The organism is Methylobacterium sp. J-026 (assembly GCF_022829585.1).
Taxonomy (GTDB): domain Bacteria; phylum Pseudomonadota; class Alphaproteobacteria; order Rhizobiales; family Beijerinckiaceae; genus Methylobacterium.
Genome location: NZ_JAKSYC010000113.1, coordinates 43,394 through 66,420 on the forward strand (window position 1 = coordinate 43,394; position 23,027 = coordinate 66,420).

23 protein-coding genes and 1 pseudogene are annotated in these 23,027 nt (G+C 72.6%); 16 read left to right on the forward strand and 8 right to left on the reverse strand.

What is annotated here, in order from left to right:
* Window positions 1–251 precede the first annotated feature (251 nt).
* Window positions 252–2,357, forward strand: coding sequence for a GumC family protein (locus MKK69_RS11095; RefSeq protein ID WP_243967882.1), 2,106 nt, complete (start codon window positions 252–254; stop codon window positions 2,355–2,357).
* Window positions 2,354–3,655, forward strand: a complete 1,302-nt coding sequence (locus MKK69_RS11100; RefSeq protein WP_243967883.1) for a VpsF family polysaccharide biosynthesis protein — start codon at window positions 2,354–2,356, stop codon at window positions 3,653–3,655. Before MKK69_RS11095 ends, MKK69_RS11100 begins: the two co-directional genes overlap by 4 nt.
* Window positions 3,656–3,709: 54 nt before the next feature.
* Here MKK69_RS11100 and MKK69_RS11105 read toward each other — a convergent pair whose 3' ends face one another.
* A complete protein-coding gene (locus tag MKK69_RS11105) occupies window positions 3,710–4,951 on the reverse strand; it encodes a glycoside hydrolase family 5 protein (RefSeq protein WP_243967884.1) in 1,242 nt (413 codons plus the stop codon).
* Window positions 4,948–6,123: a DUF1972 domain-containing protein gene (locus MKK69_RS11110; RefSeq protein WP_243967885.1), complete on the reverse strand. Its 1,176-nt coding sequence runs from the start codon at window positions 6,121–6,123 to the stop codon at window positions 4,948–4,950. Before MKK69_RS11110 ends, MKK69_RS11105 begins: the two co-directional genes overlap by 4 nt.
* A gap of 214 nt (window positions 6,124–6,337) precedes the next feature.
* On the opposite strand from MKK69_RS11110, the gene MKK69_RS11115 reads away from it, so the two are divergent.
* From MKK69_RS11115 to MKK69_RS11125, 3 genes are all read left to right on the forward strand, one after another.
* Complete coding sequence (locus tag MKK69_RS11115; RefSeq protein WP_409564798.1) at window positions 6,338–7,474, forward strand: glycosyltransferase family 4 protein; 1,137 nt, start codon at window positions 6,338–6,340, stop codon at window positions 7,472–7,474.
* Between the two features lie 237 nt (window positions 7,475–7,711).
* Window positions 7,712–8,695, forward strand: coding sequence for a sterol desaturase family protein (locus tag MKK69_RS11120; RefSeq protein ID WP_243967886.1), 984 nt, complete (start codon window positions 7,712–7,714; stop codon window positions 8,693–8,695).
* Window positions 8,696–8,697: 2 nt separating this feature from the next.
* Entirely contained in the window at window positions 8,698–9,828 is a 1,131-nt protein-coding gene (locus MKK69_RS11125) for a GNAT family N-acetyltransferase (RefSeq protein WP_243967887.1), read from the forward strand.
* Between the two features lie 19 nt (window positions 9,829–9,847).
* On the opposite strand, the gene MKK69_RS11130 is transcribed toward MKK69_RS11125, so the two are convergent.
* Complete coding sequence (locus MKK69_RS11130) at window positions 9,848–11,143, reverse strand: hypothetical protein (RefSeq protein ID WP_243967888.1); 1,296 nt, start codon at window positions 11,141–11,143, stop codon at window positions 9,848–9,850.
* Window positions 11,144–11,244: 101 nt separating this feature from the next.
* Window positions 11,245–12,471 (reverse strand): aminotransferase class V-fold PLP-dependent enzyme, encoded by a 1,227-nt coding sequence (locus MKK69_RS11135; RefSeq protein WP_243967889.1) that lies wholly within the window; start codon window positions 12,469–12,471, stop codon window positions 11,245–11,247.
* 144 nt (window positions 12,472–12,615) lie between these two features.
* On the opposite strand from MKK69_RS11135, the gene glp reads away from it, so the two are divergent.
* The 4 genes from glp to MKK69_RS11155 all read left to right on the forward strand — a co-directional run bounded on the left by glp (window position 12,616) and on the right by MKK69_RS11155 (window position 15,620).
* Entirely contained in the window at window positions 12,616–13,854 is a 1,239-nt protein-coding gene (glp, locus tag MKK69_RS11140; RefSeq protein ID WP_243967890.1) for a gephyrin-like molybdotransferase Glp, read from the forward strand.
* 103 nt (window positions 13,855–13,957) lie between these two features.
* Window positions 13,958–14,185 (forward strand): antitoxin, encoded by a 228-nt coding sequence (locus MKK69_RS11145; RefSeq protein ID WP_243967891.1) that lies wholly within the window; start codon window positions 13,958–13,960, stop codon window positions 14,183–14,185.
* On the forward strand, window positions 14,182–14,625 hold the full coding sequence (locus MKK69_RS11150; RefSeq protein WP_243967892.1) for a type II toxin-antitoxin system VapC family toxin: 444 nt from the start codon (window positions 14,182–14,184) through the stop codon (window positions 14,623–14,625). The genes MKK69_RS11145 and MKK69_RS11150 overlap by 4 nt, the downstream gene beginning before the upstream one ends.
* A gap of 122 nt (window positions 14,626–14,747) precedes the next feature.
* On the forward strand, window positions 14,748–15,620 hold the full coding sequence (locus MKK69_RS11155; RefSeq protein ID WP_243967893.1) for a 4-(cytidine 5'-diphospho)-2-C-methyl-D-erythritol kinase: 873 nt from the start codon (window positions 14,748–14,750) through the stop codon (window positions 15,618–15,620).
* A gap of 54 nt (window positions 15,621–15,674) precedes the next feature.
* Here the strand turns inward: MKK69_RS11155 and MKK69_RS11160 are convergent, their stop codons facing one another.
* On the reverse strand, window positions 15,675–17,492 hold the full coding sequence (locus MKK69_RS11160) for a chloride channel protein (RefSeq protein WP_243967894.1): 1,818 nt from the start codon (window positions 17,490–17,492) through the stop codon (window positions 15,675–15,677).
* A gap of 99 nt (window positions 17,493–17,591) precedes the next feature.
* On the opposite strand from MKK69_RS11160, the gene MKK69_RS11165 reads away from it, so the two are divergent.
* Both MKK69_RS11165 and MKK69_RS30980 read left to right on the forward strand, forming a co-directional pair.
* Window positions 17,592–18,023 carry a MarR family winged helix-turn-helix transcriptional regulator gene (locus MKK69_RS11165; protein WP_243967896.1) on the forward strand — a complete coding sequence of 144 codons (432 nt, stop codon included), beginning with the start codon at window positions 17,592–17,594 and terminating at the stop codon, window positions 18,021–18,023.
* A 42-nt stretch (window positions 18,024–18,065) separates the two neighbouring features.
* On the forward strand, window positions 18,066–18,194 hold the full coding sequence (locus MKK69_RS30980; protein WP_279598310.1) for a hypothetical protein: 129 nt from the start codon (window positions 18,066–18,068) through the stop codon (window positions 18,192–18,194).
* A gap of 215 nt (window positions 18,195–18,409) precedes the next feature.
* On the opposite strand, the gene MKK69_RS11170 is transcribed toward MKK69_RS30980, so the two are convergent.
* Window positions 18,410–19,429: a polyprenyl synthetase family protein gene (locus tag MKK69_RS11170; RefSeq protein ID WP_409564799.1), complete on the reverse strand. Its 1,020-nt coding sequence runs from the start codon at window positions 19,427–19,429 to the stop codon at window positions 18,410–18,412.
* A 171-nt stretch (window positions 19,430–19,600) separates the two neighbouring features.
* On the opposite strand from MKK69_RS11170, the gene MKK69_RS11175 reads away from it, so the two are divergent.
* Together MKK69_RS11175 and MKK69_RS11180 are read left to right on the forward strand one after the other, a co-directional pair.
* Window positions 19,601–19,825, forward strand: coding sequence for a DUF2007 domain-containing protein (locus MKK69_RS11175; RefSeq protein ID WP_243967898.1), 225 nt, complete (start codon window positions 19,601–19,603; stop codon window positions 19,823–19,825).
* Window positions 19,822–20,568, forward strand: coding sequence for a tRNA1(Val) (adenine(37)-N6)-methyltransferase (locus tag MKK69_RS11180; RefSeq protein WP_243967899.1), 747 nt, complete (start codon window positions 19,822–19,824; stop codon window positions 20,566–20,568). The genes MKK69_RS11175 and MKK69_RS11180 overlap by 4 nt, the downstream gene beginning before the upstream one ends.
* A gap of 9 nt (window positions 20,569–20,577) precedes the next feature.
* Here the strand turns inward: MKK69_RS11180 and MKK69_RS11185 are convergent, their stop codons facing one another.
* Together MKK69_RS11185 and MKK69_RS11190 are read right to left on the reverse strand one after the other, a co-directional pair.
* The gene (locus MKK69_RS11185) at window positions 20,578–20,889 is read right to left on the reverse strand and encodes a hypothetical protein (RefSeq protein ID WP_243967900.1); all 312 of its coding nucleotides are present in this window, start codon (window positions 20,887–20,889) and stop codon (window positions 20,578–20,580) included.
* A gap of 28 nt (window positions 20,890–20,917) precedes the next feature.
* Window positions 20,918–21,592 (reverse strand): trna delta -isopentenylpyrophosphate transferase, encoded by a 675-nt coding sequence (locus MKK69_RS11190; RefSeq protein WP_243967901.1) that lies wholly within the window; start codon window positions 21,590–21,592, stop codon window positions 20,918–20,920.
* A gap of 251 nt (window positions 21,593–21,843) precedes the next feature.
* Here MKK69_RS11190 and MKK69_RS11195 point away from each other — a divergent pair, with 251 nt between their 5' ends.
* From MKK69_RS11195 to MKK69_RS11205, 3 genes and pseudogenes are all read left to right on the forward strand, one after another.
* Window positions 21,844–22,641: a heme ABC transporter permease gene (locus MKK69_RS11195; protein WP_243967902.1), complete on the forward strand. Its 798-nt coding sequence runs from the start codon at window positions 21,844–21,846 to the stop codon at window positions 22,639–22,641.
* A 10-nt stretch (window positions 22,642–22,651) separates the two neighbouring features.
* A complete protein-coding gene (gene ccmD / locus MKK69_RS11200) occupies window positions 22,652–22,795 on the forward strand; it encodes a heme exporter protein CcmD (protein ID WP_243967903.1) in 144 nt (47 codons plus the stop codon).
* Window positions 22,792–23,027 (forward strand): annotated as a pseudogene (locus tag MKK69_RS11205) (DsbE family thiol:disulfide interchange protein); the annotation flags it as partial. The gene ccmD and the pseudogene MKK69_RS11205, both read left to right, overlap by 4 nt.

A 23,027-nucleotide genomic window follows, 5' to 3' on the forward strand; every position in this document is an offset into this window, starting at 1 on the left:
CGCGCTCCGTACGGCACCTTGATCCTTTGATCGGCGAACCGACTTCAGGTCAGACTCCCAATCGTAACGGGAATGATAACGCGGCGGCGCTTATTCGGAGTTGCGCCCGGTGTTTACCAGAACTCCAGTAATCGATACATCTCGATGGGACAATCTCAATGTCTGGAGCGTACCGCCGGCCTGCACGACGCTTGCAATCAGGGATGCGGCCCGCACGGGTTTGGACTGGATTGAGACGACGGTGACCGATCGTGACACGGATCGACCCTAATCTGGCCGTCGCGACCTGGCTGGCACCGGTGCAGCCCGCGCTTCCCGAGCGGCCCTGGCCGGGACGGCCGGAGACGACGGCCGAGTTCGGCGACCTGTGGCGCATCCTGTGGCGGCGCAAGCGGCTCGTGTTCGGGACCGCCCTGCTGCTCGCGGCGCTGGCCCTCGCCTACGCCGCGACCACGCCCTCCCTCTACACGGCGACCGCCCAGATCCTGATCGATCCCCGCGACCGGCAGGTCGTCTCCAACGACGTCAACCCGGGTGCGCTGTCGCCGGACGGCGGCATCGCGCAGGTCGAGAGCCAGGTGAAGGTGATCGAGTCCGACGCGGTCCTGGCACGCGCCGTGGCCCAGACCGGCCTCGAGACCGAACCCGGCTTCGGCGTGCCCCGGGACAGCTGGCTCGGTCGCGCCGTAGCGAGCCTGCGGGTTCTGGTGACCGGGCCGAAGCCGCAGCGGCCGGTCGACGCGCAGGGCCGCGCCCTCGACCAGCTCCGTCGCAGGCTCGCGGTGAAGCGCGCCGACAAGGTGTTCGTGATCGATGTGGTCGTCACCACGGTGGACCCCGACCTCTCGGCGCGCATCGTCAACGCCATCGCCAACGCCTACCTCACCGACCAGACCGAGGCGCGGGCCGCGGCCGCGCGGCGCGGCGCGGGCGATCTGCGGGGCCGGCTCGACGAATTGCGCGATGCGGTGAACGTCGCCGACAAGAGGCTCGAGGACTATAAGGCCCGCAACGGCCTGATCACCGCCAGCGGCCGGCTGGTGAACGAGCAGCAACTCACGGACCTGAACACCCGGCTGGTGGCAGCCCGCGCCCGGGCCGCCGAGGCGAAGGCGCGGCTCCAGGGGATCCGGGACGCCCGCGGCCATGCGGTCGGGTCCGGCGCGATGCCGGAGGCGGTCCAGTCCGCCGCCATCGACCGCCTGCGCGGCCAGTATGCCGAGCTCGCCGCCCGGGAGGCGGACCTGCGCACGAATCTCGGCGAGCGCCACCCGTTCATCGCCGCCGTGCGCACCCAGATGCAGGATGTCCGCCGGCTGATCGACGCCGAGCTGAACCGGATCGCGGGCGCCGCCGAGACCGAATATCAGCGCGCCCAGGCCAACGAGCGGACACTCGCCACCGAGCTGGAACGGCTCCAGCGGCAGGCGGCGGTGACCGCCCAGTCGACGGTGCAGCTCCGCGAGCTGGAGCGCGAGGTCGAGGCGGCGCGCTCGGTCTACAACAGCTTCCTGGTCCGTGCCCGGGAGATCAAGGAACAGACCAGCATCGACAGCTCGAACGCGCGGATCATCACGGCGGCCCGGCCGCCGGAGGATCCGAGCTGGCCGCCGCGGCTGATCCTGGTCGTGGCCGCCCTGTTCGGCGGCCTGGGCCTCGGCGCCGGCCTCGCGCTGATCCGGGAATACCTCGCGCCGACGGTGCTGTCGCCGCGCCAGCTCGAACGGCTCTCGAACGCACCGGTGGTGGCGGTGCTGCCGGGCCTGCGGCCCCGGGGCGCCAACGCGGCGGCGGCGGGCGTCACCCTGGACCAGCTCGCCGCGACCGCGGGCAGCCGCGGGCGCTCCCTGGTGCTGCTCGTGACCTCGGGCGAGGCGGACGAGGTGCAGCGCCGGGCGGTGATCGGGCTGCTCGCCGCGGTGGCGGTGGGGCGCGGCGACCGGGTCCTGCTGGTGGATGCGGACCTGCGCGCCGACGGATCGGGCGCGGGCGGCCTCCTCGACGTGCTCCGCGGCGAGCAGAGCCTCAACGCCGTGACCGAGACCGACCCGAAGACCGGCGCGCGCCGGATCGGCCTCGGCGATACCCGCAAGCCGGCGCGCGACGCGCTCACGCCGGAGAACATCGAGCGGTTCGTCGCCGGGGTGAAGGCCCGGTTCGAACTGGTGATCGTGGACGGCGGCGTGCTCAGCGAGAATCTGCGGCTCGGCCCCCTGGCGACCGCGGCCGACAGGGTCCTGGTGGTCGCCTGCAACGGCGCGACGCGCCAGCGCGACCTGATCGACCTCGTCGACACCTCCGAGGCGCTGGGCCGGCCGATCTCGGGTTCCCTGCTCCTGGACCGGCGCCGGGCGTGAGCACCGCCCGCCAATCGGCCAGCGCGGCGCGCGGCGGCGCACCAACACGGGCCGGTCCGGCAGGCGTGGTCGCGCGGGCGGAGTCCCTCGTCTTCGTCGCCTGGGCGGTGATCCTGGTCGGGGTTTCCGGGGGCCTACTCTGGGCGCTGGGGCTCAATTACGACGGGCTCAGCGGCTCGGCCGCCTCCAAGATCCATCCGTCAACCTACCTGGCGGTCGCCCTGGCCGGGTGGACGCTGCTGCGCGCCGGCAACCCGGTGATCCCGGTGGCGCAGGCCCTGAACCGCCGGCCCGCCAGCGTGCTGGTGACCGTCTGCGGTGTGCTCCTCCTCGCCCTGATCGCGGCCCGGGGCGGGACCGGGCTCGCCGGCGCGATCGACACCTTCGTCTTGGCCGGACTCGTGCCGATCCTGCTCTTAAACCGGGACGCCGCGACCCTGGCCCGGCTGGAGACCGTCTTCCATCTGGTCCTGCTGGCCAACGCGGCCCTCGGCCTGTTCGAGTTCGCCAGCGGACAGCGCCTCTTCCCGTTCCGCATGGACGGCATGGCCTTTGAGACCGATACCCGCTCGGCGGCGCTCCAGGGCCACCCGCTCGGCAACGCGACCCTCACCGCCTGCTACATCCTGGCCCTGGCCACGGGCGGCGGCCGGCTCGGTCCGGCCCTGCGCGCCGGGATGATCGCCCTGCAGCTCGTGGCGCTGGTCACCTTCGGCGGCCGCTCCGCCACCGTGACCACCCTCGTCCTCGGCGGCGGCGTCGGGATGTTCGCCCTCGCCGGCCTCCTGCGCGGCGGCCGGGTCCCGCTGATCGGCGCGGCCTGCGCCTGCTTCGCGCTGACGCTGGTGCCGGTCGCCCTGGCGTTGCTGGCCGCCATCGGCTTCTTCGACACCCTGCTGAGCCGCTTCGTCTCCGATGGGGGCAGCGCGAAGGCCCGGGTCGACATGCTAGCGGTGTTCGACGCGATCCCGTTCCGGGACCTGCTGCTGGGTCCCGATCTCGCCCAGGTCACCACCCTGCGGCGGATCTACGGCCTGGAATGGGGCATCGAGAACTCGATCCTCTCGGACGTGCTCTACCACGGGATCCTGATGACCACGCTCCTCGTGGTGGCGGTGGGCCTCTACCTCGCGGAGATCGCGCGCGCCTGCCGGCGCGGGGTCTGGCTGCCGATCCTCAGCTTCGTGATCCTGGTCAACACCTTCGAGGGGCTGGCCGGCAAGACCACGCTGCTGGCCAAGTTCGCCCTGATGCTGATCGTCCTGTACCCGCCGGGCCGGGTCCGGCAGCCGGCCTGAGCCGGACGCCGCGTCCTGTCCCGATGGTCGGCCTCGACCCTCCGGAACGATGCCCTAGGGCGGCGTCCGGAGCCCGAGCGCGGCCATCAGGGCGGGCTCGGCGACATGGGCGTCGTCCATGAGGCCCAGGCCGTCGAACAGGTTCCAGAACGACCAGCCGAAGCCCGCCCGGTCCGCCGCCAGCCGCACGTCGCGGATATAGGCGGCCCGGTCGGCGGCCCGGGCGGCCGTGTAGCGCCCATCGGTGCGCAGGGCCCCGAACTCGCCCATCAGCACCGCCCGGGGCGGGATCCCGTAGAGCTCGGCCCAGGTCGAGACCGGATCCAGGGCGGCGGCGAGGAAGGCGGGTCCGGGCGCGGCCTCGCCATACTCGTTCAGCTTGGCCTCGATCACCGCCAGGTCGCGGGCCTTCTCGGCCCGGGGGACCGACCGGTCGGCATCCATGCGCGCTCGCACCGCCGCGAGCGTCTCCGGAAGGCGGTCCCGGGTGCCCGGCCAGGGCACGGCGTTGAGCCAGCGATAGAACGGCTCCTCGGTGAGCCACGTCGCCCCCTGGTGGGAGAACAGGTAGGGCTCATAGAAATGGAAGGTGTAGACCAACGGCGCGAACCGCGTGAGCGGCGCCGGGTCGAGGGCCGTCAGGCCGGCGACGAGGCTGCCGCAGGACCCCGTCGCCACCAGCGTCAGCGACGGCGCCGCCGCCCGGGCCGCGGCCAGCAGCCCGTCCTGAACCCGGATCCACGCGATCGCACCGCAGGCCTGCGGCGGCTCGTTGACCGGCTCCAGCGCCACCCGGTCGGCGCCCTTCCGGGCACACAGGCGGGCCAGTTCGACGACGAGGTCCCGGTAGGCGGGGAACAGCGGCGCCCGGTCGGTGCCGTAGAAGGCCTCCGGCGTGTAGTGGTGGGTCGCGGCATTGGCCTGGACGTTGACCAGGACGCGCAGTCCGGCCGCCAGCACCGCGTCGATTGCCGCCGACAGGCTGCCGAACAGTTCGGCCCGACGGGCCCCCGTGAACGCCACGAACGGACCGGGATCAAGGGGCAGGCGGGCGAAATCGAAGCCGAGGGCCGCGAGGCGATGCAGGTCGGCCCGGCAGGGCACGGGGCGGTCCGCCTGGAACGGCGGCCAGGCGTAGTCGATCCGCGGCGCCGGAAACTCGGTGGTGAGCGAGAACCAGGGCCAGAGCGCGATGCCCCGGCGCAGCGGCATCGGCTCCGCGGCGGCGGCCGGGAGCATCCCCGCCCCCGCGGTGGCGAGGCCGCCGGCGAGCATCGCCCGGCGGCTCGCCCTCACCACCCCGACCCCGCCGCGGCGCCAACCTCGACCCCCGGCGTCGCGGCCTGCGCCAGCGGGGGATACCCGCCGACCCGGCGCACCTGGTCCTCATAGGCCACCAGCACGTCGTCCCAGCGAAACCGCTCGGCGCGCCGGCGCGCGGCCGCGCGGGCGCGGTCGACGGCCTCCGCGTCGGACAGCACCCGCTCGATCGCGGCGGCGCAGGATTCGCCGTCCGTGAAATAGAACGGCCCGTCGCCGGCGGTCCCCCGGTTGAACGGATTGTCGTGGGCGATCACCGCGTTGCCGGCCCATAGGGCCTCCACCAGCGATGGGTTGGTGCCCCCCACCGTATGGCCGTGGAGATAGGCCAGCGCGTGCAGCCGCAGGGCCTGGACCTGATCGGGCTCGTAGATGGCCCCGGGGAACAGCACCTCGGGGGAGGCGGAATCCTCGACGGCGCGATGATACGGGTTGCGGACCCGCATGGTGCCGAGCACCACGAGCCGCACGCCCCGGGGCCGGCGCGAGAACGCCGCGACCATCGTCAGGATGTTGTTGTCCGGCTCGATGCGGGCGATCGAGACCAGATAGCGGCCGGCCTCCAGCCCCAGCGGCGGCGGTCCCGTATCCGTGGGCGGCGGGTCGCCCCCGTAGGGAATCGTCGCGATGGCGCGGCGCGGACGCCGGCCGGCGAGGTGGTCGGCGATGGCCGGGTGATCGGCGACGAGCCGCTGCGAGGACCAGGCGGCGATCCACTCGCTGACGTAGAAGAACGCCCGGACGGGCAGCGACCATTTCGGACGGCGCCACTCGATGCCGTCCATGTTGGTCAGGATTCGGCCGCCGCGGGCGCGCAGGTAGGGCAGGAACACCGCGCCGTTATAGCCGAGCACGAGGCAGACGCCGCCCCGCGCCGCGGCATCGTGCGCGCAGATCGCGTCGAAGGCGAGCGTCGCGGCCGGTCCGTTCAGGCCGACCTCCACGGTGATCAGCTCGATGCCGTCCCAGATCCGCGACGAGACCCGGGCGTGCACCCGGTCGACCTCCCGCTGACAATACACGCCGACGCGCCAGCCGCGGCCGACCAGATAGCGGGCTAACCGTTCCGCGAAAGTCTCGAACCCGCCATGCGCGGCCGGGATCCCACGTGTTCCTAGAATAAGCACTGCGGGTACAGGGTCAGGCATTGTCTCTCCTTCCCAATTCACCGCCCATATTGTAAATTGTCGCCTCGTCCAAGCGGGCAGCGCGAATTTCAACCCCTGGTTTGCTGATTATGCGATTTTTAATCCTATGATAGACGATCCGTTATTGCGCTCGACTTGCGCAGCGCCCGACCGCAGCGGCGCCGCTCCAGCCGCGTCCCGACCGGGGGCGGTTCCGGCGCTGCGCATCGCGTGCGTGCATCAGGGGTTCGAACTCTACGGATCCGACCGCTGCTTCATCGAGACCGTCCGCACCCTCCGCGCCGCCTATCCGACCGCGCGGATCGACGTGGTCCTGCCCCGGCACGGCCCGATCGTGGCGGCGCTGGAACCCGTCGCCAGCCGCGTCGTGATCGAGCCCCTGTGGATCCTCCGGCGGAAGGATCTGACTCGGCGCCTCACCGTCGATCTGATGGCCCTGCCGGTCGCGGTCCTGCGGGCGCTCCGGCGCATCCGCGCGAGCGACCTCGTCTACGTCAACACCACCGTGGTGGCCGACTACCTGCTCGCCGCGCGTCTGCGGCCCGGACGCAGCATCGTCCACGTCCACGAGATCCCCGAGGGGCCCATCCTGACGGTCCTGCGCGGGCTGATCCGCTGGAGCGGCGCCGACGTGGTGTTCAACTCGCACGCCACCGCCGCGGCCTACGCGCTGCCGACAGGCACCGCCGCCCGGGTGGTCTATAACGGCATCGCCGGGCCGGCGGCGGCGAACCGGGGCGGCTACGACGGCAGCCGTCCGCTCCGGGTGCTGATGCTCGGGCGCATCAGCCGGATCAAGGGTCAGGACGTGCTGATCGAGGCGGTGGCCGCGCTGCCGGAGGCGGTGCGGCGGCGGATCGAGCTGCGCATCGTCGGCAGCGCCTTCGAGGACACGGCGCGGGAACGCGCCCTCGCGGAACGGATCGCCGGGGCCGGCCTGTCGGACCACGTGAGCCTTGAGCCCTTCGTGGCCAATCCGTCGGCGCTCTATCGCTGGGCCGACGTGGTGACCATGCCGTCGCAGCGGCCCGAATCCCTCGGCCGGGTGGCGATCGAGGCCATGGCGTATGGCGTGCCGCCGCTGGTGACGGCAGTCGGCGGGCTTCCGGAGGTCGTGGAGCATGGGCGGACCGGCTGGGTCGTACCGCCCGGCGGGCCGGAGGCGATCACCGACACCCTGGCGGCCCTGATCGCCGATTCGGCGGCGTGGCGGAGTTTCGGACCAGCCGCGCGGGCGCGCTACGAGACTGTGTTCTCCGAGGCCTCCGCGGCGGAGGGCATCGACGCCGTGGTCCGGGCGACCCTGCGACGGTCTCGAACGGCTCACCCGCCGACATCCTCGCTGGAGTGAGGGGATTCGCGCGATGGCATCGTCTCCAGCATCGAACAGGATCGCACTATATCGTATGGTGCCCGACTCATTGATCCGCAATCGAAACCAATATCCGGCAGACGATTATAGCGACAAAATAGTCCGCTTGCTGCGGATCGCATCTCTTGCCGTCTTCCGGGACTGCCCTCGGGTTCGGCGGCCCGTGAATCGGCCCGGTGGGGATCGAGCCCGGTCGGGCGAAGGGAACGCGTAGACATGGATGTGGCCGACTTCATTCAGCGGATCGTCGCGAAGGTCTCCGGCGAGAACCTGCTCGCCGCCGGCCTGCTGTTCGCGACCGCGCTGGGCTGCGCCCTGATCGCCTATCTGCGCACGGCGGAGCGATACTCCCTGGCGGAGTTCTTCGAATTCGCGCTCCCGCGGGAGGTGATGACGCACCCGTCCGCGCGGGCGGACCTGCTGTTCTACGTCACCCGCAAGGCGATCATGCCGTTCCTGCTGATCCCCGCCGGGGTGACCTTCGTGGTCGCGGTCGGCTACGCGACCAACCGGGTGCTGGGCGGGATCTTCGGGGTCGATCAGCCGGTCCTCGGGGAGCCCGGGCCGGTGACCGTGGTGGTGTTCACCGCCACGATGCTGCTGGCCTACGACCTGTCCTACTACCTCTACCACACGGCCCAGCACCGCTACCCGTTCCTGTGGGAGCTGCATAAGGTCCACCACTCGGCCGAGGTGATGGTCGGAATCACCAAGGACCGGGTCCATCCCCTCGACGAGCTGATGAACCGCGCCTGGGACGGCGTGATCCCCGGCATCTGCTTCGGGATCTGGAGCCTCGTCGCCCTCGACCCGGTCGAGCTGACCGTGTTCGGGATCAACGTCTACATCATGCGCAACATCCTGATGATGGACTTCGTCCGGCATACGCATTTCAAGATCTCGTTCGGACGTCTCAATTCCGTGATCCTGTGCCCGCACTGGCACCAGCTTCATCACTCCACCGCGCCGCAGCACTACGACAAGAACTTCGGCCTGCTGTTCTCCTTCTGGGACCGCCTGTTCGGGACCCTGTACGTCCCGCACCCCGACGAGGACTTCAAGTTCGGGCTCGTCGACCGGGACGTGGCCGATTATCAATCCCTGTCCGGGCTCTACCTGCTGCCGTTGCGGAAGATGGGCCGGCGGATCGCCCGGCAGGTGCGGCGCCTGCGCGGCGCGCCCGCCCGGCCGGGGGCGTGACCATGGCGACGGAGCGCCTCGAGACGGTCCGCACGGCCGGGCGGCTCGCCGAGGTCGGGGCCGCCTGGACGGAGCTGTGGGCCCGCAGCGGCGCCCTGGTGTTCCAGAGCCACGCCTGGATCGCCGCCTGGTGGGCGAGCCTGCCCGACCGGGAGCGCCGGACGCTCCACATCGTCCTGGTCTGGCGAGGCGGCGACCTCGTCGGGGTGCTGCCGCTGGCCACGATCCGCCGGAAGGGGTTCCGGGTCCTCGAATGGGCCGCCAAGGACTGTTCGGATTTCGGCGACGCGCTGCTTGCCCCCGGGACGGGGCACGACCTAGTCCGGCGGATGTGGCGCGCGGCCGGCCGGGCCGGCGGCTTCGACCTCGCCTACCTGAACCGGCTCCTGCCGGACGCCGCGGCGCGGACGCTGCTCGAACCGGGCGGCGGCGGGGTGCGGCTGCACCTGAACCACCGCGACGAGGCGAACTGGCGGGTGCGCGGCCCCTGGACGACCGGCCGGGCGTGGTTCGATGCGCAATCGAAGAAGACCCGGCAGAACTACCGCCGCGGCCAGAAATTCCTCGGCGAGCGCGGGCCGCTCGCCTTCCGCCTGCTCGGACCCGAAGAACCGCTCGCCCCGGTGCTCGACCGGCTGACCACCTTCAAAAGGGCCTGGCTCGAGACCCACGGCCTGGCCTCGACGGCCTTCTACGACGCGGGCTCCCGGGCGCTCCCCGCCATGGTGCAGGTGCTGGCCGAGGCGGGGCTCCTGCACGCCTTCGTGCTGGAATGCGGCGGCGCCGTCGTGGCGGTCTCGATCAACTTCGTCCAGCGCGGCACGATGATGGCCTTCGTCACCACCTACGATCCGGCGGCCGAGCGCGCCTCGCCCGGCATGGTGCTGATGATGGACTACATCATGTGGTCGATCGACCGCGGCCTGCACACGGTCGATTTCCTGTGCGGCGACGAGGGCTTCAAGGGCCGCTTCGGCACCCAGACCCTGACCCTGGCCTCGATGATGGGCGCGCGCACGCCCCAGGGCGCCGCGGCGCATCTCGTGGACCGGACGCGGCACGCCCTGCAGCGCCGATTCGGCCGGCCCGGGCGGCCGGACAGCGGGAATCCCGTCGCGGAGGCTGCGGCCTGACGGGCGCGCGGACGCGCCTTCAGGTTGCGCCGGCGGCGGAGGCGGAGAAGCGCGGCTCCCGCGCGAGGTTGCGGAACGCGCCGAGCGACCACGCCAGCGTGGCGACCTCGGAGGCGAGCAGGCCGACGAGCGCGGTCGCGGCCGGCAAGAACAGCAGGGCCGGGACCATGATGGCGAAACCCAGGGCGGCGCTCGCCACCGCTCCGGCGGTGATGCTCCGGAAGGCCGCCGACGCCTCCAGATAGGCGCGCGGGATCGCGTAGAGCAGCGAGACCGTCACCACCGCCCAGACGCCGAGCCCGATCCAGCCCATCGGCTCGCCGGCGAAGCGGCCCTTGAACAGAACCCCCTCGACGGCCGGCAGGAGCGCCGCCATCGCCGCACCGTAGATGACGCAGGCGCCGCCGAGCAAAGCCGCCCGGCGCACGACGATGCGCCGGGCGGCCTCGACCTGCCCGGAGGCGAGCAGCCGGGTGATCTCCGGCAGCACCATGTTCATCAGCGCCATCGTCGGGATGCGCAGGGGCGCGTAGAGGACGAGCGTCGCGGCGATCGGCGCATAGGCGGCCGGGCCGGCGAGCAGGGCGAACAGCAGGGTCAGGCCCTGGCCCTGCACGGTGAGGCCGGTGACGCCGGCGAGCGACCAGGCCAGAGTCTTCCAGATCGACCGATACCGGGCCCGGGCCCGGGCGTGGAGCGCGATCCGCAGACGCTCGCGCAGGGCCCCGTAGGCCACCGCGATGGCGAGGGCGTGCGCCAGGGCGATCGCCGCGAAGGCGCGGTCGAGGAGCGCCGCGCCGGCACCATCGAGCCCGCGCGCCACGAGCAGGCCCCCGCAGACGGCGTAGACGAGGTCGCTGAGGCCGGCGATCCGCGGACGGCCGCGGGCCAGGAGCACGATCCGCAGGTAGCTGCGGTAGGCGTAGAGGCCCACGAAGGCCCCGGCCGCCAGGGCGCCGAAGCCGATCACCGGCACGAGCGCGACGCCGACGCCCACCGCCAGCAGGCCGGAGACCAGGATGGCGCCGGACCCGAACATCACGTCGTAGCCCCGCGCCGCCGGGCGGCCGAGGCTCCGGGCGAGGTGGAGCGTCGCCGGGACCGCGACCAGCGCACGGATGTAGGTGATCCCGACGGCGCCCACGGTGAACACGATGGCGAACAGCCCGTAATCGTGCGCGCCGAGTTCGCGCACGAGCAGGATGTTGAGGACGAAGTGGAACAGGCTCTGGGCCAGCTCGCCGGAGAGGATCACGGCATAGCGTCCCGAGAGCAGCGCCCGGGCCAGCCGGAGGAGGTCACCGGGACGCGGCATCGGTTCCGCCAGTCCGGTGCCGCCCCGGGGAGATCGGCCGACGGGATCGTGACGGGCATCGGACCCGGCGCGATGCGGTCGCTCTTTGAGTCCACACCGTCTTATTCCGAACGTCGGCGGCCACCGTTCGAGATGATGCTCGAGCGCCCATGATCATCCGCGCCGTCCTGGCCCCGGCCGGGCACGAGGGTCCGCAGGGCCGCGACGCAGCGCGCAAGATCCGCGCCGTCCACCCAGACATGCGGGCTGAGCCGCAGCGCCCCGGAGCGCGCGCTGGCGAAGACGGCGCTCCGGCGCAGACCTTCCGTGAGCCCGGCGGGAAGCCCTCCGGTCGGCCGCACCCCGAGGATGTGGGGCGCGCGCAGGTGCCGGGGCGCGACCGGGAGGCCGAGGGCGGTCATCGCGTCCGCGAGCCGGTCCGTCAGCCCGCGCAGGCGGGCGGTGACCGCCGGCACGCCCCAGCCGGCGATCAGTTCCAGCCCGGTCGCCGCCATGGGCAGCGCCACGGGATCGTTCAGTTCGCCCCGGTCGTAGCGGCGGGCCCCGACAACCGGCGGGCGGTTGCCGACATGCTCGTCGAGCGCCGCGCCGTCCTGACGGTGGGGCGCGGCGTAGAGGAAGGCGAGGCCGTAGGGTCCGAGCGCCCATTTGTAGGTCGGGAAGGCCAGGAAGTCGGGCCGCCAGCGGGCCACATCCACCGGCATGGCGCCCACCGCCTGCGTCGCGTCGATCACCAGGGCGGCGCCAGTCGCGTGGACCGCCGGGGCGAGGCGGTCGAGGTCGATCAGGCTGCCGTCGGTCCAATGCAGCGGGGTCAGGGTGGCGAGGGCGAGCGGCTTTGCCCCCGGGCGTTCGATCGCCGCCAGGAGCGCGGCGGTCCAGTCCCCGTCCGGGGGACGCGCGACCTCCTCCACGGCGAGGCCCTGCGCGGCAGCCAGGCGGTCGAAGGCGAAGCGCAGGGAGGGGAACTCATCGGCCACCCGCAGCAGGCGCCCGGCCCGGACCGGCGCGAGGTTGTGCGCGGCCAAAGCCATGGCGTGGCTGACCGCGCCGACGATGGCGACGTCGTCCGGTCCGGCGCCGATCAGCCCGGCCGCCGCGGCGCGGGCCCGCTCGACCCAGGCGGGAATCGCCTCGCGCGGGTGGTCCCAGGGGCGGCTCTTGGCCAGGAGCCCGGCCTCCCCGGCGGCGCGGACGGCCCGCGGCAGCGGCGACCACGCCGCCGCATCGAGGTAGCTGACATCCGCCGGCACCTCGAACAGGTGGCGCTGGCACGGGAGTTCGTCGGCGGTCGGCATGGCAGTCGGGAACATGGCAGTCGGGAACATGGCGGGCGGGATCCTAGAGGATCGGGTCCGGCAGGGCCACGGTTCGGGGCTTGATCGCGCGAGTTCGATGCCGCAAGCCGGCACACCACAGCCCGCGAGGCCGTCCGTGTCGACCCGCCTGCCCCCGCCCGATTCTGTGCCGCCATGGGTCGCCTGAATCCCGACTGCTTCGACGCGGCGCCCGTGCCGCTGCGGGTCGCCGACGCGGTGGCGCTGATCCGGGACCGCCTGCCGGTGCTCTCCGGCGTCGAGACGGTGCCGCTCGGCCGCGCGGACGGCCGGATCCTCGCGGAGGATCTGATCGCGCCCCTCGACCTGCCGCCCTTCGACAACGCCGCGGTGGACGGCTACGCCCTGCGGGCCGCGGATCTCGCGCCGGCGGGCGAGACCCGTCTGGCCCTCGGCGGACGCGTACCGGCGGGGCATGCCACCGTCGAGGCCGGACCGGGCGTCGCGGTGCGGATCTTCACCGGGGCACCGATGCCCCCGGGCACCGATACCGTGGCCATGCAGGAGGACGTGCGGCTCGTTGGCGAGGCCGTGCTGCTGCCGGAGGGCCTCGTTCCGGGCGCCAACCGCCGCCGGGCCGGCGAGGACGTGGCCCGCGGTCACCGCGCGCTCCCGGCCGGAACCCGGCTCGGGCCCCGGCACCTGGCGCTCGCCGCGTCCCTCGGCCTCGCTGCCCTGCGCCTGCGCGTCCCCCTGACGGTGGCGCTGTTCTCCACCGGTGACGAGCTGACCCCGCCGGGCGAGCCGCTGGGGCCGGCCGGGATCCACGACGCCAACCGGCCGATGCTCGCCGCGCTCCTGCGGCGGCTCGGCGCCGAGCCCGTCGAGCTCGGCATCCTGCGCGACGCCCCCGGAGAGGTGCGCGACCGGATCGCCGCGGCGGCCGCGTCCCACGACCTGATCGTCACCTCGGGGGGCGTGTCGGTGGGGGAGGAAGATCACGTCCGCGCCGCCGTCGAGGCGTCGGGGGCACTCACCCTCTGGCGCCTGGCGATCAAGCCGGGCCGTCCCGTTGCCCTCGGGACCGTGGCCGGCACGCCGTTCATCGGGCTGCCGGGCAACCCGGGCGCCGCCTACGTGACCGCGCTCGCCGTGCTCAAGCCCCTGGTCCTGCATCTCTCGGGAGCGGACGACCCGGTGCCGGCCCTGACGGTGCGCAGCGGCTTCGCGATGCAGAAGCGCCCCGGCCGGCGCGAGTACCTGCGGGTGTGCCTCCGCCCGGACGACACCGGGACGTTCGCGGCCGTCCCGGCGCCGGGCGGCGCCCTGGCGGGGCTGGCGGCGAGCGACGGGCTGGTCGAACTCGCCGAGGATCTGACCGCGATCCGCGTCGGCGACGCGCTCCCGTACCGGCCGCATGGGGAGTTCGGCTGACGGCATCCGCAGAAGATCGCCTGTCCGGGTACCGGCCGGCGCGCATGGACATCGACACCGCGCACCGTGCCTATATCCTCACCGTGTAGGGGCGGAGTCGGACATGACGCGGACGCGGGTTTTCCAATCGGGCAACAGCCAAGCCGTTCGGATCCCAAGCGAGTTCCGGCTGCAAGGCCCCGAGGTCGAAATCTCTCGAAGGGGCGAGGAAATCGTGCTGCGCGAGGTTCGGGACCGCGATCTGTCCGCGGCCTTCGCGCTGATCACGGAACTGCCGCTCGACGATCTCGTGCGGGGCGATGAACCGGCACAGGATCGCGAGACTCTGTGACCGCCCGCTACATGCTCGACACCACCATCTGCATCTACATCCGCCGTGCGCGGCCGCCACAGGTACTCCAGCGCTTCCGCGCGCTTCGGCCACACGAGGTCGTCATGTCACCGATCACCCAGGGCGAACTCCTCTTCGGTCTGGAGAAGATCCGGGATACCCCGGGCTTCGACGCCGCGAGGCGCGCCTTCGCCGATCTGGCTCAGCTCATTCCGGTGGCCTCGCTCGGTGAGACGACGGCTGCGCAATATGCGCTGTTTCGTGCGAAGCTTCAGAAAACCGGCTCGTTGATCGGGAACAATGACTTTTGGATCGCAGCGCATGCTGCGGCTCTGGATGTAATATTGGTCACCAACAACACGCGCGAATTCGACCGGCTGAAACCGGGCCTCAAGGTCGAGAACTGGGCCGACGGGATGATGGCCGGGTCGTCCGCCTGATCACGGGGTTACCGTCCCGCGCGTGACGCCCGGCACGAATTGGCTCTCGTGCCGGCGGGACTTCGCGGGCGCGAGCCTGTACAGCGTCCGCTCGTTTGACAGCATCACCGACCAGAGATCCCGTGCCCCTGCTCGCAGACCGCGCCCCCGCCAAGGTCAACCTGACGCTCCACATCCTCGGGCGGCGGGCCGGCGACGGCTATCACGCGCTGGAGAGCCTGGTGGCCTTCGCGGGGACGGCCGACCGGCTGACCCTCGACCCCGGCGCTCCGCTCGGCCTCACCGTCACCGGCCCCACCGCCGGTCCGGCCGGTCCCACGGACGACAACCTCGTGCTCCGCGCGGCGCGCCACCTCGCGGCGCGGGTGCCGGACCTGCGCCTGGGCGCCTTCCACCTGATCAAGCGCCTGCCGGTCGCGGCCGGAATCGGCGGGGGGTCCTCCGACGCCGCCGCCGCCCTGCGCCTGCTCGCTCGCCTCAACGGGCTGCCGGGCGATCACGCCGCCGTCGTCGCGGCGGCGCGGCAGACCGGGGCCGACGTGCCGGTCTGCCTGGACCCGCGGGCCCGGATGATGCGCGGCGTCGGCGAGGTGATCGGCCCCCCGCTCGGCCTCGCGCCGCTGCCGGCGGTGCTGGTCAATCCCGGCGTTCCGGTGCCGACCGCGCCGGTGTTCAAGGCCCTCGGCCTCGCGGTCGGGCAGAGCCGCGACGGGGCGGCCCATCCCGAGATCACCGAGGACCTCGGCGGCCAAGCCCTGGCGGCGGCCATCGCCCCCGCCCGCAACGACCTGGAGGCGCCGGCCCTGACGGTCGCGCCGGTGATCGGCACCGTCCTGGCGACCCTGCGCGCGCGGGGCTGCCGGCTCGCGCGGATGTCGGGCTCCGGCGCGACGGTGTTCGCCCTGTTCGACGACCGGCGCGGCGCCGTGCGGGCCGCCTCGGCCCTGCGCGCCGCGCACCCGGATTGGTGGGTGGCGCCGACCTACCTGCGCTGAGACGCACGCCCGTACCGGGGACCGGCGGTCGGCCCGGATTGCGCCTGAGCCCCGTCACGCACCGGGCCCGGCCCGGCGGATAGCCCGATTCCTCCGGAAGAACGCGTGGCGCTCGGCCTCGGCGCGCACCACCGTGGCGCGTACCTGGAGCAGGTCTTTGCGGGTCAGGAGCCCGACCAGGCGACCGCTCCGCGGATCGGTGACCGGCAGGCGGCCATGGCCGGCGGCGAGCATCACGTCGAGGGCGTGCGAGACCACGTCGCCCGGATGGACCACAGCGAGGCCGGCATCCGAGACACGCGCGCCGAGCGTGCCGTCCGCCGGGTCGCCGTCCCGCGCCTCCAGGCTCCAGCGCAGGGCGTCGTCGCGCGAGACGAGGCCGACGGGACGGCCCAGCGCATCGACCACCGGGTAGGCGTGACGGGCCCCGGCCTCGATCTCGGCACGCGCCGCGGCGAGGGGCAGATCCGCGTCCAGGGTCTCGACCGAGCGGGTCATCACCGCCTCGACCCGGGCCAGATCGTAGGGGTCGATCCCGTATTCCCGGGTCACGTGCTGGCCGCGCCGGGCGATCTTCTCGGTGAGGATCGAGCGCTTCAGCAGCAGCACGGTCACCGCATAGGCCGCCATGGTGGCGGCCAGCAGCGGCGCCAGGGCGGCGACGTCGCCCGTCACCTCCACGGCGAAGACGATGCCGGTGAGCGGGGCGGGCAGCGTGCCGCCGAGCATCGCCGCCATGCCGATCAAGGCCCAGAACCCGTGTGCGCCCGGCAGGAGCAGGCCGATGAGCCAGCCCACCGCGCCGCCGAGGATCAGCAGGGGCGCGAGCACACCCCCGGACGTGCCCGACGACAGGGCGGCGAGCCAGATCACCGCCTTCACCGCCAGGATCGTCACGACCGCGCCCGCCAGCATATGCCCGGACAGCAGATCGTGGATGACGTCATAGCCGACGCCGAGGGCCCGGGGCTCCACGAGGCCGCCCAGCCCGACCACAACGGCCCCGAGGGCCGGCCACCACATCCAGTGCAGGGGAAGCCGGCCGAACCCGTCCTCCAGGGCGTAGAGGGCCCGGGTCAGGAGTCCCGAGATCAGCCCGCAGGCGATGCCGAGCGCCGCGCAGGCCGGCAGGCCCCACCAGGGCAGCGCCGGATTGTCGGCAAAGGGGAAGAGCGGGCCGGCGCCGAACAAAGCCGGTCGCCAGCAGGCCGCCGTCACCGCCCCGACCGCCACCGGGACGAGGCTGCGCGGGCGCCATTCGAACAGCAGCACCTCGACGGCGAGGAGCACCGCCGCCACCGGGGTGCCGAAGATCGCCGTCATGCCGGCGGCGGCGCCTGCCACCAGCAGGGTCTTCCGTTCGGCGGCGCTGAGATGGAAGAACTGGGCGAACAGGGAGCCGACCGCCCCGCCCGTGACGATGATCGGACCCTCCGCGCCGAACGGCCCGCCGGTCCCGATCGCCACGGCCGACGAGAGCGGCTTCAGCACCGCCACCCGCGGCGACATCCGGCTGCCGCCGATCAGGATCGCCTCCATGGCCTCCGGGATGCCGTGGCCACGGATCTTTTCGGAGCCGTAGCGCGCCATGGCACCGACGATCAGCGCGCCGATCACCGGGATCGCCACCGTCCAAGGGCCCGGCGCGACGCCGGCCAGGGACGTGAGCGACGTGTCGAGGCGGCCGTACCACGCGAGATTGGTGACCAGGCCGATGAGCGTGAGCAAGAGCCAAGCTGTGCCGCTCGCCGCCGTGCCGGTGATGGCCGCCATTCCGGCCAGGGTCACCACCCGCCGATCGGCACTGAAATCCCCCAGCGCCCGGCGGGCCGGCCTGTCGCCGCCACGCTCGAACTCGGTACCGCCGCTCATCCGGATCTCCTTCCCGCAGACCCCCCATTTATATCGTAATACGATATATTCCAGGGTCCGATCGGCGGGTAGGCCTGCCCGAGACGTTTGAGGGCTGCGATGGCTGCGGATGCACCGGGAACCGAGACGCTGTCGGCGGAGCAATACGCGGCGCTGGCGGATTTCCGCTTCCGCCTCCGGCGCTTCCTGGCCTTCAGCGAGGCCGCGGCCGCCCGGGCGGGGCTGCCGCCGCAGCAGCATCAGGCGCTGCTGACCCTGGCCGGCCAGGCCGGCCGCGCCCCCGCCACGGTCGGGCTGCTGGCCGAGCAACTGCTCATCGCGCCCCACACCGCCGCCGAGCTGGTCGCCCGGATGGTCGAGGGCGGATTGCTGACCAAGACCCGGGACGCCGAGGATCGGCGCCGGAGCGTTCTGGCGCTCACGCCCCGCGCCGAGGCGCTGCTGGGCTCGCTGACCGCGGCGCACCTCGAAGAGCTGCGCGGGCTGGCGCCGGCGCTGGCCGAAGCGCTGTCCGGTCCCGCGGCGCGTTGACGCATCGAACGCCGGATGATTCGACCGTCAGGGGGCCTTTCGATGATGAACCCGCCCGACCCGAACGCGCGCAGCGCCAAGCTTCGGTGCTTCAATGCGGCTCGGGTCTCGGGGCCCTCAGCCGACACCGACATCGCCGCGGCCTTCGCCACCGTCCCGCGGGACCCGTGACGGTTTGCGGTCAATGCGTATGGCCTGCGCGCTTCGTGGGCCCACCGGTCTTTATCAGACTCTCGGATCGGCCGGAGGCGGAGACAACGCGGCTAGCGCTGGGCGGCGGCTGCCGGCGGCGCGGTCGCTCGACCTCCATACGGCGCCGGATGACGGCTGCCGGTACGAGGGCGGGGATTGGTGGGCAGTCGACGCGGGAGCCGTGAGGCGCCGTCTCAGCGCGCCCGCGCCACGCAGAACTCCACGGCGCCGAGGAGGGCGGCCTTCACTGGGCCCTCCGGGAAGACGTCGAGGGCCGCCCGGGCCTGGGCGCCGTAATCATGGGCGCGGGCCACGGTCTCCTGGAGCGCGCCGTGCCGCTGGAGCAGGTCGAGGGCGGTCTCGAGATCGCCGTCCCGGATCTCGCCCTGCTGCAGGGTACGCCGCCAGAAGCCGCGCTCGCCCTCGCTGCCCCGGCGGTAGGCGAGCACGATCGGCAGGGTGATCTTGCCCTCGCGAAAGTCGTCGCCGACGTTCTTGCCGAGTTCCGCCGAGGTGCCGCCGTAATCGAGCACGTCGTCGATCAATTGGAACGCGATGCCGAGATTCATCCCGTAGGCGCGGGCGGCCGCCTGGTCCGCCTCCGGCCGGGCCGCGAGCACCGGCCCGACCTCGCAGGCGGCGGCGAACAATTCGGCGGTCTTGCCGCGGATCACCGCCAGATAGGCGGCCTCGTCGGTCTCCAGGTTCTTGGCGTTGGTGAGCTGCATGACCTCGCCCTCGGCGATCACCGTGGCGGCGGCCGAGAGGATGTCGAGCGCCCGCAGGGAGCCGACCTCGACCATCATCCGGAAGGCCTGGCCGAGCAGGAAATCGCCGACCAGCACCGAGGCCTCGTTGCCCCACTTGATCCGGGCGGCGACCCGGCCGCGGCGCATGTCGCTCTCGTCGACCACGTCGTCGTGCAGGAGCGTCGCGGTGTGCATGAACTCGACGCTGGCGGCGAGCTTCACGTCCCCGTCCGCGTCCCCCGCGTAGCCGCAGAGCCGGGCGCAGGCGAGCGTCAGGATCGGACGCAGGCGCTTGCCGCCGGAGGCGATCAGGTGGTTGGCGACCTCGGGGATCATCGCCACGTCCGAGCCGGTCCGCGACAGGATCGTAGTGTTGACCCGCGCCATGCCGTCCGCCACCAGCGCGACGAGGTCGTTCAGCCCCGCCTCCGCCTCGGGCTTCGGATTCTCGATGGAGAGGGCAATACCCAAGATCCGCGACCTCCAATCCGGTTCCGCCCCGGGCGGCGGGCGATCCCTTCGCACGGGCCCCGCGGCGCCGCAACATCGGCTCCCATCGGATATGGGGCGGGGCGGACGCGGAACCGGCGCGGCGAAATCGCCGGCCGAAAACCCAGGGCCCATCGGGGGATCATCATGATCGAGCTGATCCGGGCCAACGATGTCGTTCTGATCGGGTTCGCCCGCACGATCCTCGAAGCGGCCGAGATCCCGGTCCTGGTGGCCGACAGCCATATGAGCCTGATGGAGGGCTCGATCGGCGTGTTCGGCCAGCGCCTCCTGGTCCCGCGCGACCACGAGGCCCAGGCCCGGCGCCTGCTCGGCGATGCCGGCCTCGCCCACGAGTTGCGCCAGCCGTGACGGAACCGCCGGACGCCGTCCTGGGCGGGATCCTGCGGCTCCACCAGCCGCCCCGGGGGGCGCACCGGGCCGGGACCGACGCGGTGCTGCTCGCCCGGCTGCTGGTGCCGGCCGCCGGCTGCCGGCTCTGCGATGTCGGTGCCGGAACCGGGGCGGTGGGCCTCGGCTGCGCGGCTTTGGCGCCGGGGCTCCGGCCGACCCTGGTCGAGCGCGACCCCGGCCTCGCCGAGACGGCCCGGGCGAATGCGGCGCTCAACGGGATCGACGCCGACGTCATCGAGGCCGACGTCCTGTTGCCTGCGGCCGAACGCCGCGCCGCCGGTCTGCTTCCGGACCGGTTCGACGTGGTCCTGACCAACCCGCCCTTCTTCGAGGCCGGCACGCATCGCACCTCGCCGCATCCCGAGCGCGCCGCGGCCCACACCTTCCCGGCGGGGAGCCTGGATGCCTGGATCCGCGCCTGCACGGCGATCCTCCGGCCGGGGGGGCGGCTCGGGCTGATCCACCGGGCCGACGCGCTCCCCACCTGCCTGGACGCCCTCCGGGGGCGCTACGGCGCCCTGACGATCCGACCCGTCCACGCCCGGGCCGAGGCCCCGGCGATCCGCGTGTTGATCGCCGCCACCAAGGGGAGCCGCGCCGGCCTGAGCCTGCTACCGCCCCTCGTGCTGCACGGGCCGGACGGGGCGTTCACCCCCGAGGCCAGGGCGCTCCACCGGGGTGCGCCCTGGCCCGCGCCTTGACCGGTATCCTCACGCCGCAAGGGCGGTCGGCGCGGCATCGGCGATACCGAGGAAGCGCTCGACCTCCGCGAGGTCCGGGAAGGCCAGGAATTCCGGCCGCAAGGGTGCCGGCAGACCCTCGAAGTTGAGCCCGGGGAACGTGTCGGGATGCGGGTAGAGCTGCCAGCCGGCGCCCGGCTCCGCCGGGGGGAACAGGATCGCGACCTTCTCGGTCCCCAGCCGGACGATCCGCGTCGGGCTGTACGACAGGGTCTCGATGCTCCAGCCCCGGTGGGCGTCCCGGCGGGCCTTCAGGGTGCGGTGGCGCGTCGCGCGATGCATGGCGGTCTCCTGCGGTTGGGAATGGGGGTCAGGCGGCGCTGCGGCGGCCGGAGCGCTTCGGCCAGCCGAGCGCCACGAGGCGCGCCTTGGCGTAGTCGCGGACCTCGTCGCGGGTGCCGGCGGGCATCGTGGCGAGGACGGCCTGCGTGGCTCCGTCCAGCATCAGGTCGGTGACCGCGTTGATCGTGCCGGCCTCGTCGATGCGGCGCTTCAGATCGCCCTCCGCCTCGGTGATCGCATCGAAGGCCGGGGTCTCCTCGAAATCCTCGTCCACGGCCCGGACGGGGATCTGGTGGGCGCGGAACTCGTCGGCCTCCTCCTCGGAGTAGACGAGCCCGTGGAGCTCGATCAGCTTGAGGATGACGCGGTCTTTCCCGCGTTTCTCGGCCATGGCGTAGACGTAGGCCGCCTGCTTGCCCGAGACGCGGTAGTTCACGTTGACCAGGGCCTCGCCCATCGACCATTCGACGCGCGCGGGGCCGGGCTTGGTGCCGGGCAGGCGTCCGGTCACCAGGAGCACCGCCTCGTCGCGCTCGGCGCGGATGACGGTCGGCGGCTCGAACACGATCTCGGCCTGGGCGGCGATGCGCTCCAGGGTCTTGTGGTAGATCACGGCCGTTCCCTGGACGCGCCAGACATTGCCCCCGAAGGGCTCGCCGTAGCGGACGAGGATGTCGGCGATCTGCTTGTCGGCGGTTCGCATGGGCTCGCTCCGGCGAGAGGATGCCGCGTCATCCACAGCTTTGTGCGGCGACGGTCTTCCGTTCTCTTTTTGTTCACTGCTATATGCGCAATTCTCCCGGTGCGCGCAAGGGCTGGCCGGCGCGGCGTACCCGCGCCGGCGGTCTGTCGCCGGCCGCGCGGCACTGTGAACAGGTGTGGGAAAGGCCGCATTGTTGCTGCACCGCACCCTAGGGTAGACCGGCGGTCACGATGTCCGAGACCGCAGCCGCGATGACGCCTTCCCTCTGGACCCGCCTGTCGAATCCCGGCCATTTCATGCGCTGGTCGGGCGCCCTGGTGCCGTGGCTCACGGCCCTGTCGCTCGCCGTGCTGGCCGTGGGCCTGTACCAGACCTTCTTCATGGTCCCGCCGGACTACCAGCAGGGCGAGACCGTGCGGATCATGTACATCCACGTCCCGGCGGCGTGGCTCGGCGTGTTCTTCTACGGGGCCATGAGCCTGTCGGCGATCGGAACCCTGGTCTGGCGCCACCCGCTGGCCGACGTCGCCCAGCGCGCGGCGGCGCCGATCGGCGCGGCCTTCACGCTGATCTGCCTCGTGACCGGCTCCCTCTGGGGCAAGCCCATGTGGGGCACCTACTGGGTCTGGGACGCGCGGCTGACCTCGATGCTGGTCCTGCTGCTGATCTATTGCGGGATCATCGCGCTCTGGCGGACCCTGGAGGACCCGAACCGGGCCGCGCGGGCGGTGGCGATCCTGACGCTGGTCGGCGCCGTGAATCTGCCGATCATCAAATTCTCGGTGAACTGGTGGTCGACCCTGCACCAGCCGGCCTCGATCCTGCGCATGGGTGGTTCGACCATCGATCCCTCGATGCTGTACCCCCTGCTGATCATGATCGCCGCCGCGACCCTCGGCGGCACGACCCTCCACCTCTACGCGATGCGCACCGAGATCATGCGCCGCCGAGTGCGGACGCTGACGATCCGCGAGGCCGAGCGCCTGGACCGCACCCAGCCCCGCATCGCGCCGCAGCCGGCCAGGCTGCCGGTCGGACAACCGGTCTAGGAGCGCCGCGATGGATCTCGGTTCTCACGGCGGCTTCATCCTGGGCGCCTATGCCTTCACGGCCCTGGTGATGGTCGCCCTTATCGGGAACGCGATCCGCGACCGGCGGGCGCAAGTCCGGGCCCTGAAGGGCTTCGGCGAGGACCGGCGATGACCGCGCCGCTCGACGAGACGGCGGAGCGGCCGCCGCCGGTCCGCCGGTCCCTGCTGCTGATCCTGCCGGCCCTCGCCTTCGCGGCGCTGGCGGCCGTGCTGTTCCTGCGCCTGCGCTCCGGGGTCGACCCGGCCGCCCTGCCCTCCGCGATGATCGGCAGGCCGGTGCCGCGCTTCGACCTGCCCGCCGTGCCGGGGCTCGCCGCTTCGGGCGCGGCGGTACCGGGCCTGTC

What these genes read in the sequence shown, in the direction of transcription:
- MKK69_RS11130 (WP_243967888.1), bottom strand. Translation starts at nt 11,143, where the DNA reads ATGCCGCGTCCCGGTGACCTCCTCCGGCTGGCCCGGGCGCTGCTCTCG.
- MKK69_RS11195 (WP_243967902.1), top strand. Translation starts at nt 21,844, where the DNA reads ATGACGCCTTCCCTCTGGACCCGCCTGTCGAATCCCGGCCATTTCATG.
- MKK69_RS11135 (WP_243967889.1), bottom strand. Translation starts at nt 12,471, where the DNA reads ATGTTCCCGACTGCCATGTTCCCGACTGCCATGCCGACCGCCGACGAA.
- MKK69_RS11125 (WP_243967887.1), top strand. Translation starts at nt 8,698, where the DNA reads ATGGCGACGGAGCGCCTCGAGACGGTCCGCACGGCCGGGCGGCTCGCC.
- MKK69_RS11110 (WP_243967885.1), bottom strand. Translation starts at nt 6,123, where the DNA reads ATGCCTGACCCTGTACCCGCAGTGCTTATTCTAGGAACACGTGGGATC.
- MKK69_RS11165 (WP_243967896.1), top strand. Translation starts at nt 17,592, where the DNA reads ATGGCTGCGGATGCACCGGGAACCGAGACGCTGTCGGCGGAGCAATAC.
- ccmD (WP_243967903.1), top strand. Translation starts at nt 22,652, where the DNA reads ATGGATCTCGGTTCTCACGGCGGCTTCATCCTGGGCGCCTATGCCTTC.
- MKK69_RS11175 (WP_243967898.1), top strand. Translation starts at nt 19,601, where the DNA reads ATGATCGAGCTGATCCGGGCCAACGATGTCGTTCTGATCGGGTTCGCC.
- MKK69_RS11120 (WP_243967886.1), top strand. Translation starts at nt 7,712, where the DNA reads ATGGATGTGGCCGACTTCATTCAGCGGATCGTCGCGAAGGTCTCCGGC.
- MKK69_RS30980 (WP_279598310.1), top strand. Translation starts at nt 18,066, where the DNA reads ATGATGAACCCGCCCGACCCGAACGCGCGCAGCGCCAAGCTTCGGTGC.
- MKK69_RS11160 (WP_243967894.1), bottom strand. Translation starts at nt 17,492, where the DNA reads ATGAGCGGCGGTACCGAGTTCGAGCGTGGCGGCGACAGGCCGGCCCGC.
- MKK69_RS11145 (WP_243967891.1), top strand. Translation starts at nt 13,958, where the DNA reads ATGACGCGGACGCGGGTTTTCCAATCGGGCAACAGCCAAGCCGTTCGG.
- glp (WP_243967890.1), top strand. Translation starts at nt 12,616, where the DNA reads ATGGGTCGCCTGAATCCCGACTGCTTCGACGCGGCGCCCGTGCCGCTG.
- MKK69_RS11190 (WP_243967901.1), bottom strand. Translation starts at nt 21,592, where the DNA reads ATGCGAACCGCCGACAAGCAGATCGCCGACATCCTCGTCCGCTACGGC.
- MKK69_RS11185 (WP_243967900.1), bottom strand. Translation starts at nt 20,889, where the DNA reads ATGCATCGCGCGACGCGCCACCGCACCCTGAAGGCCCGCCGGGACGCC.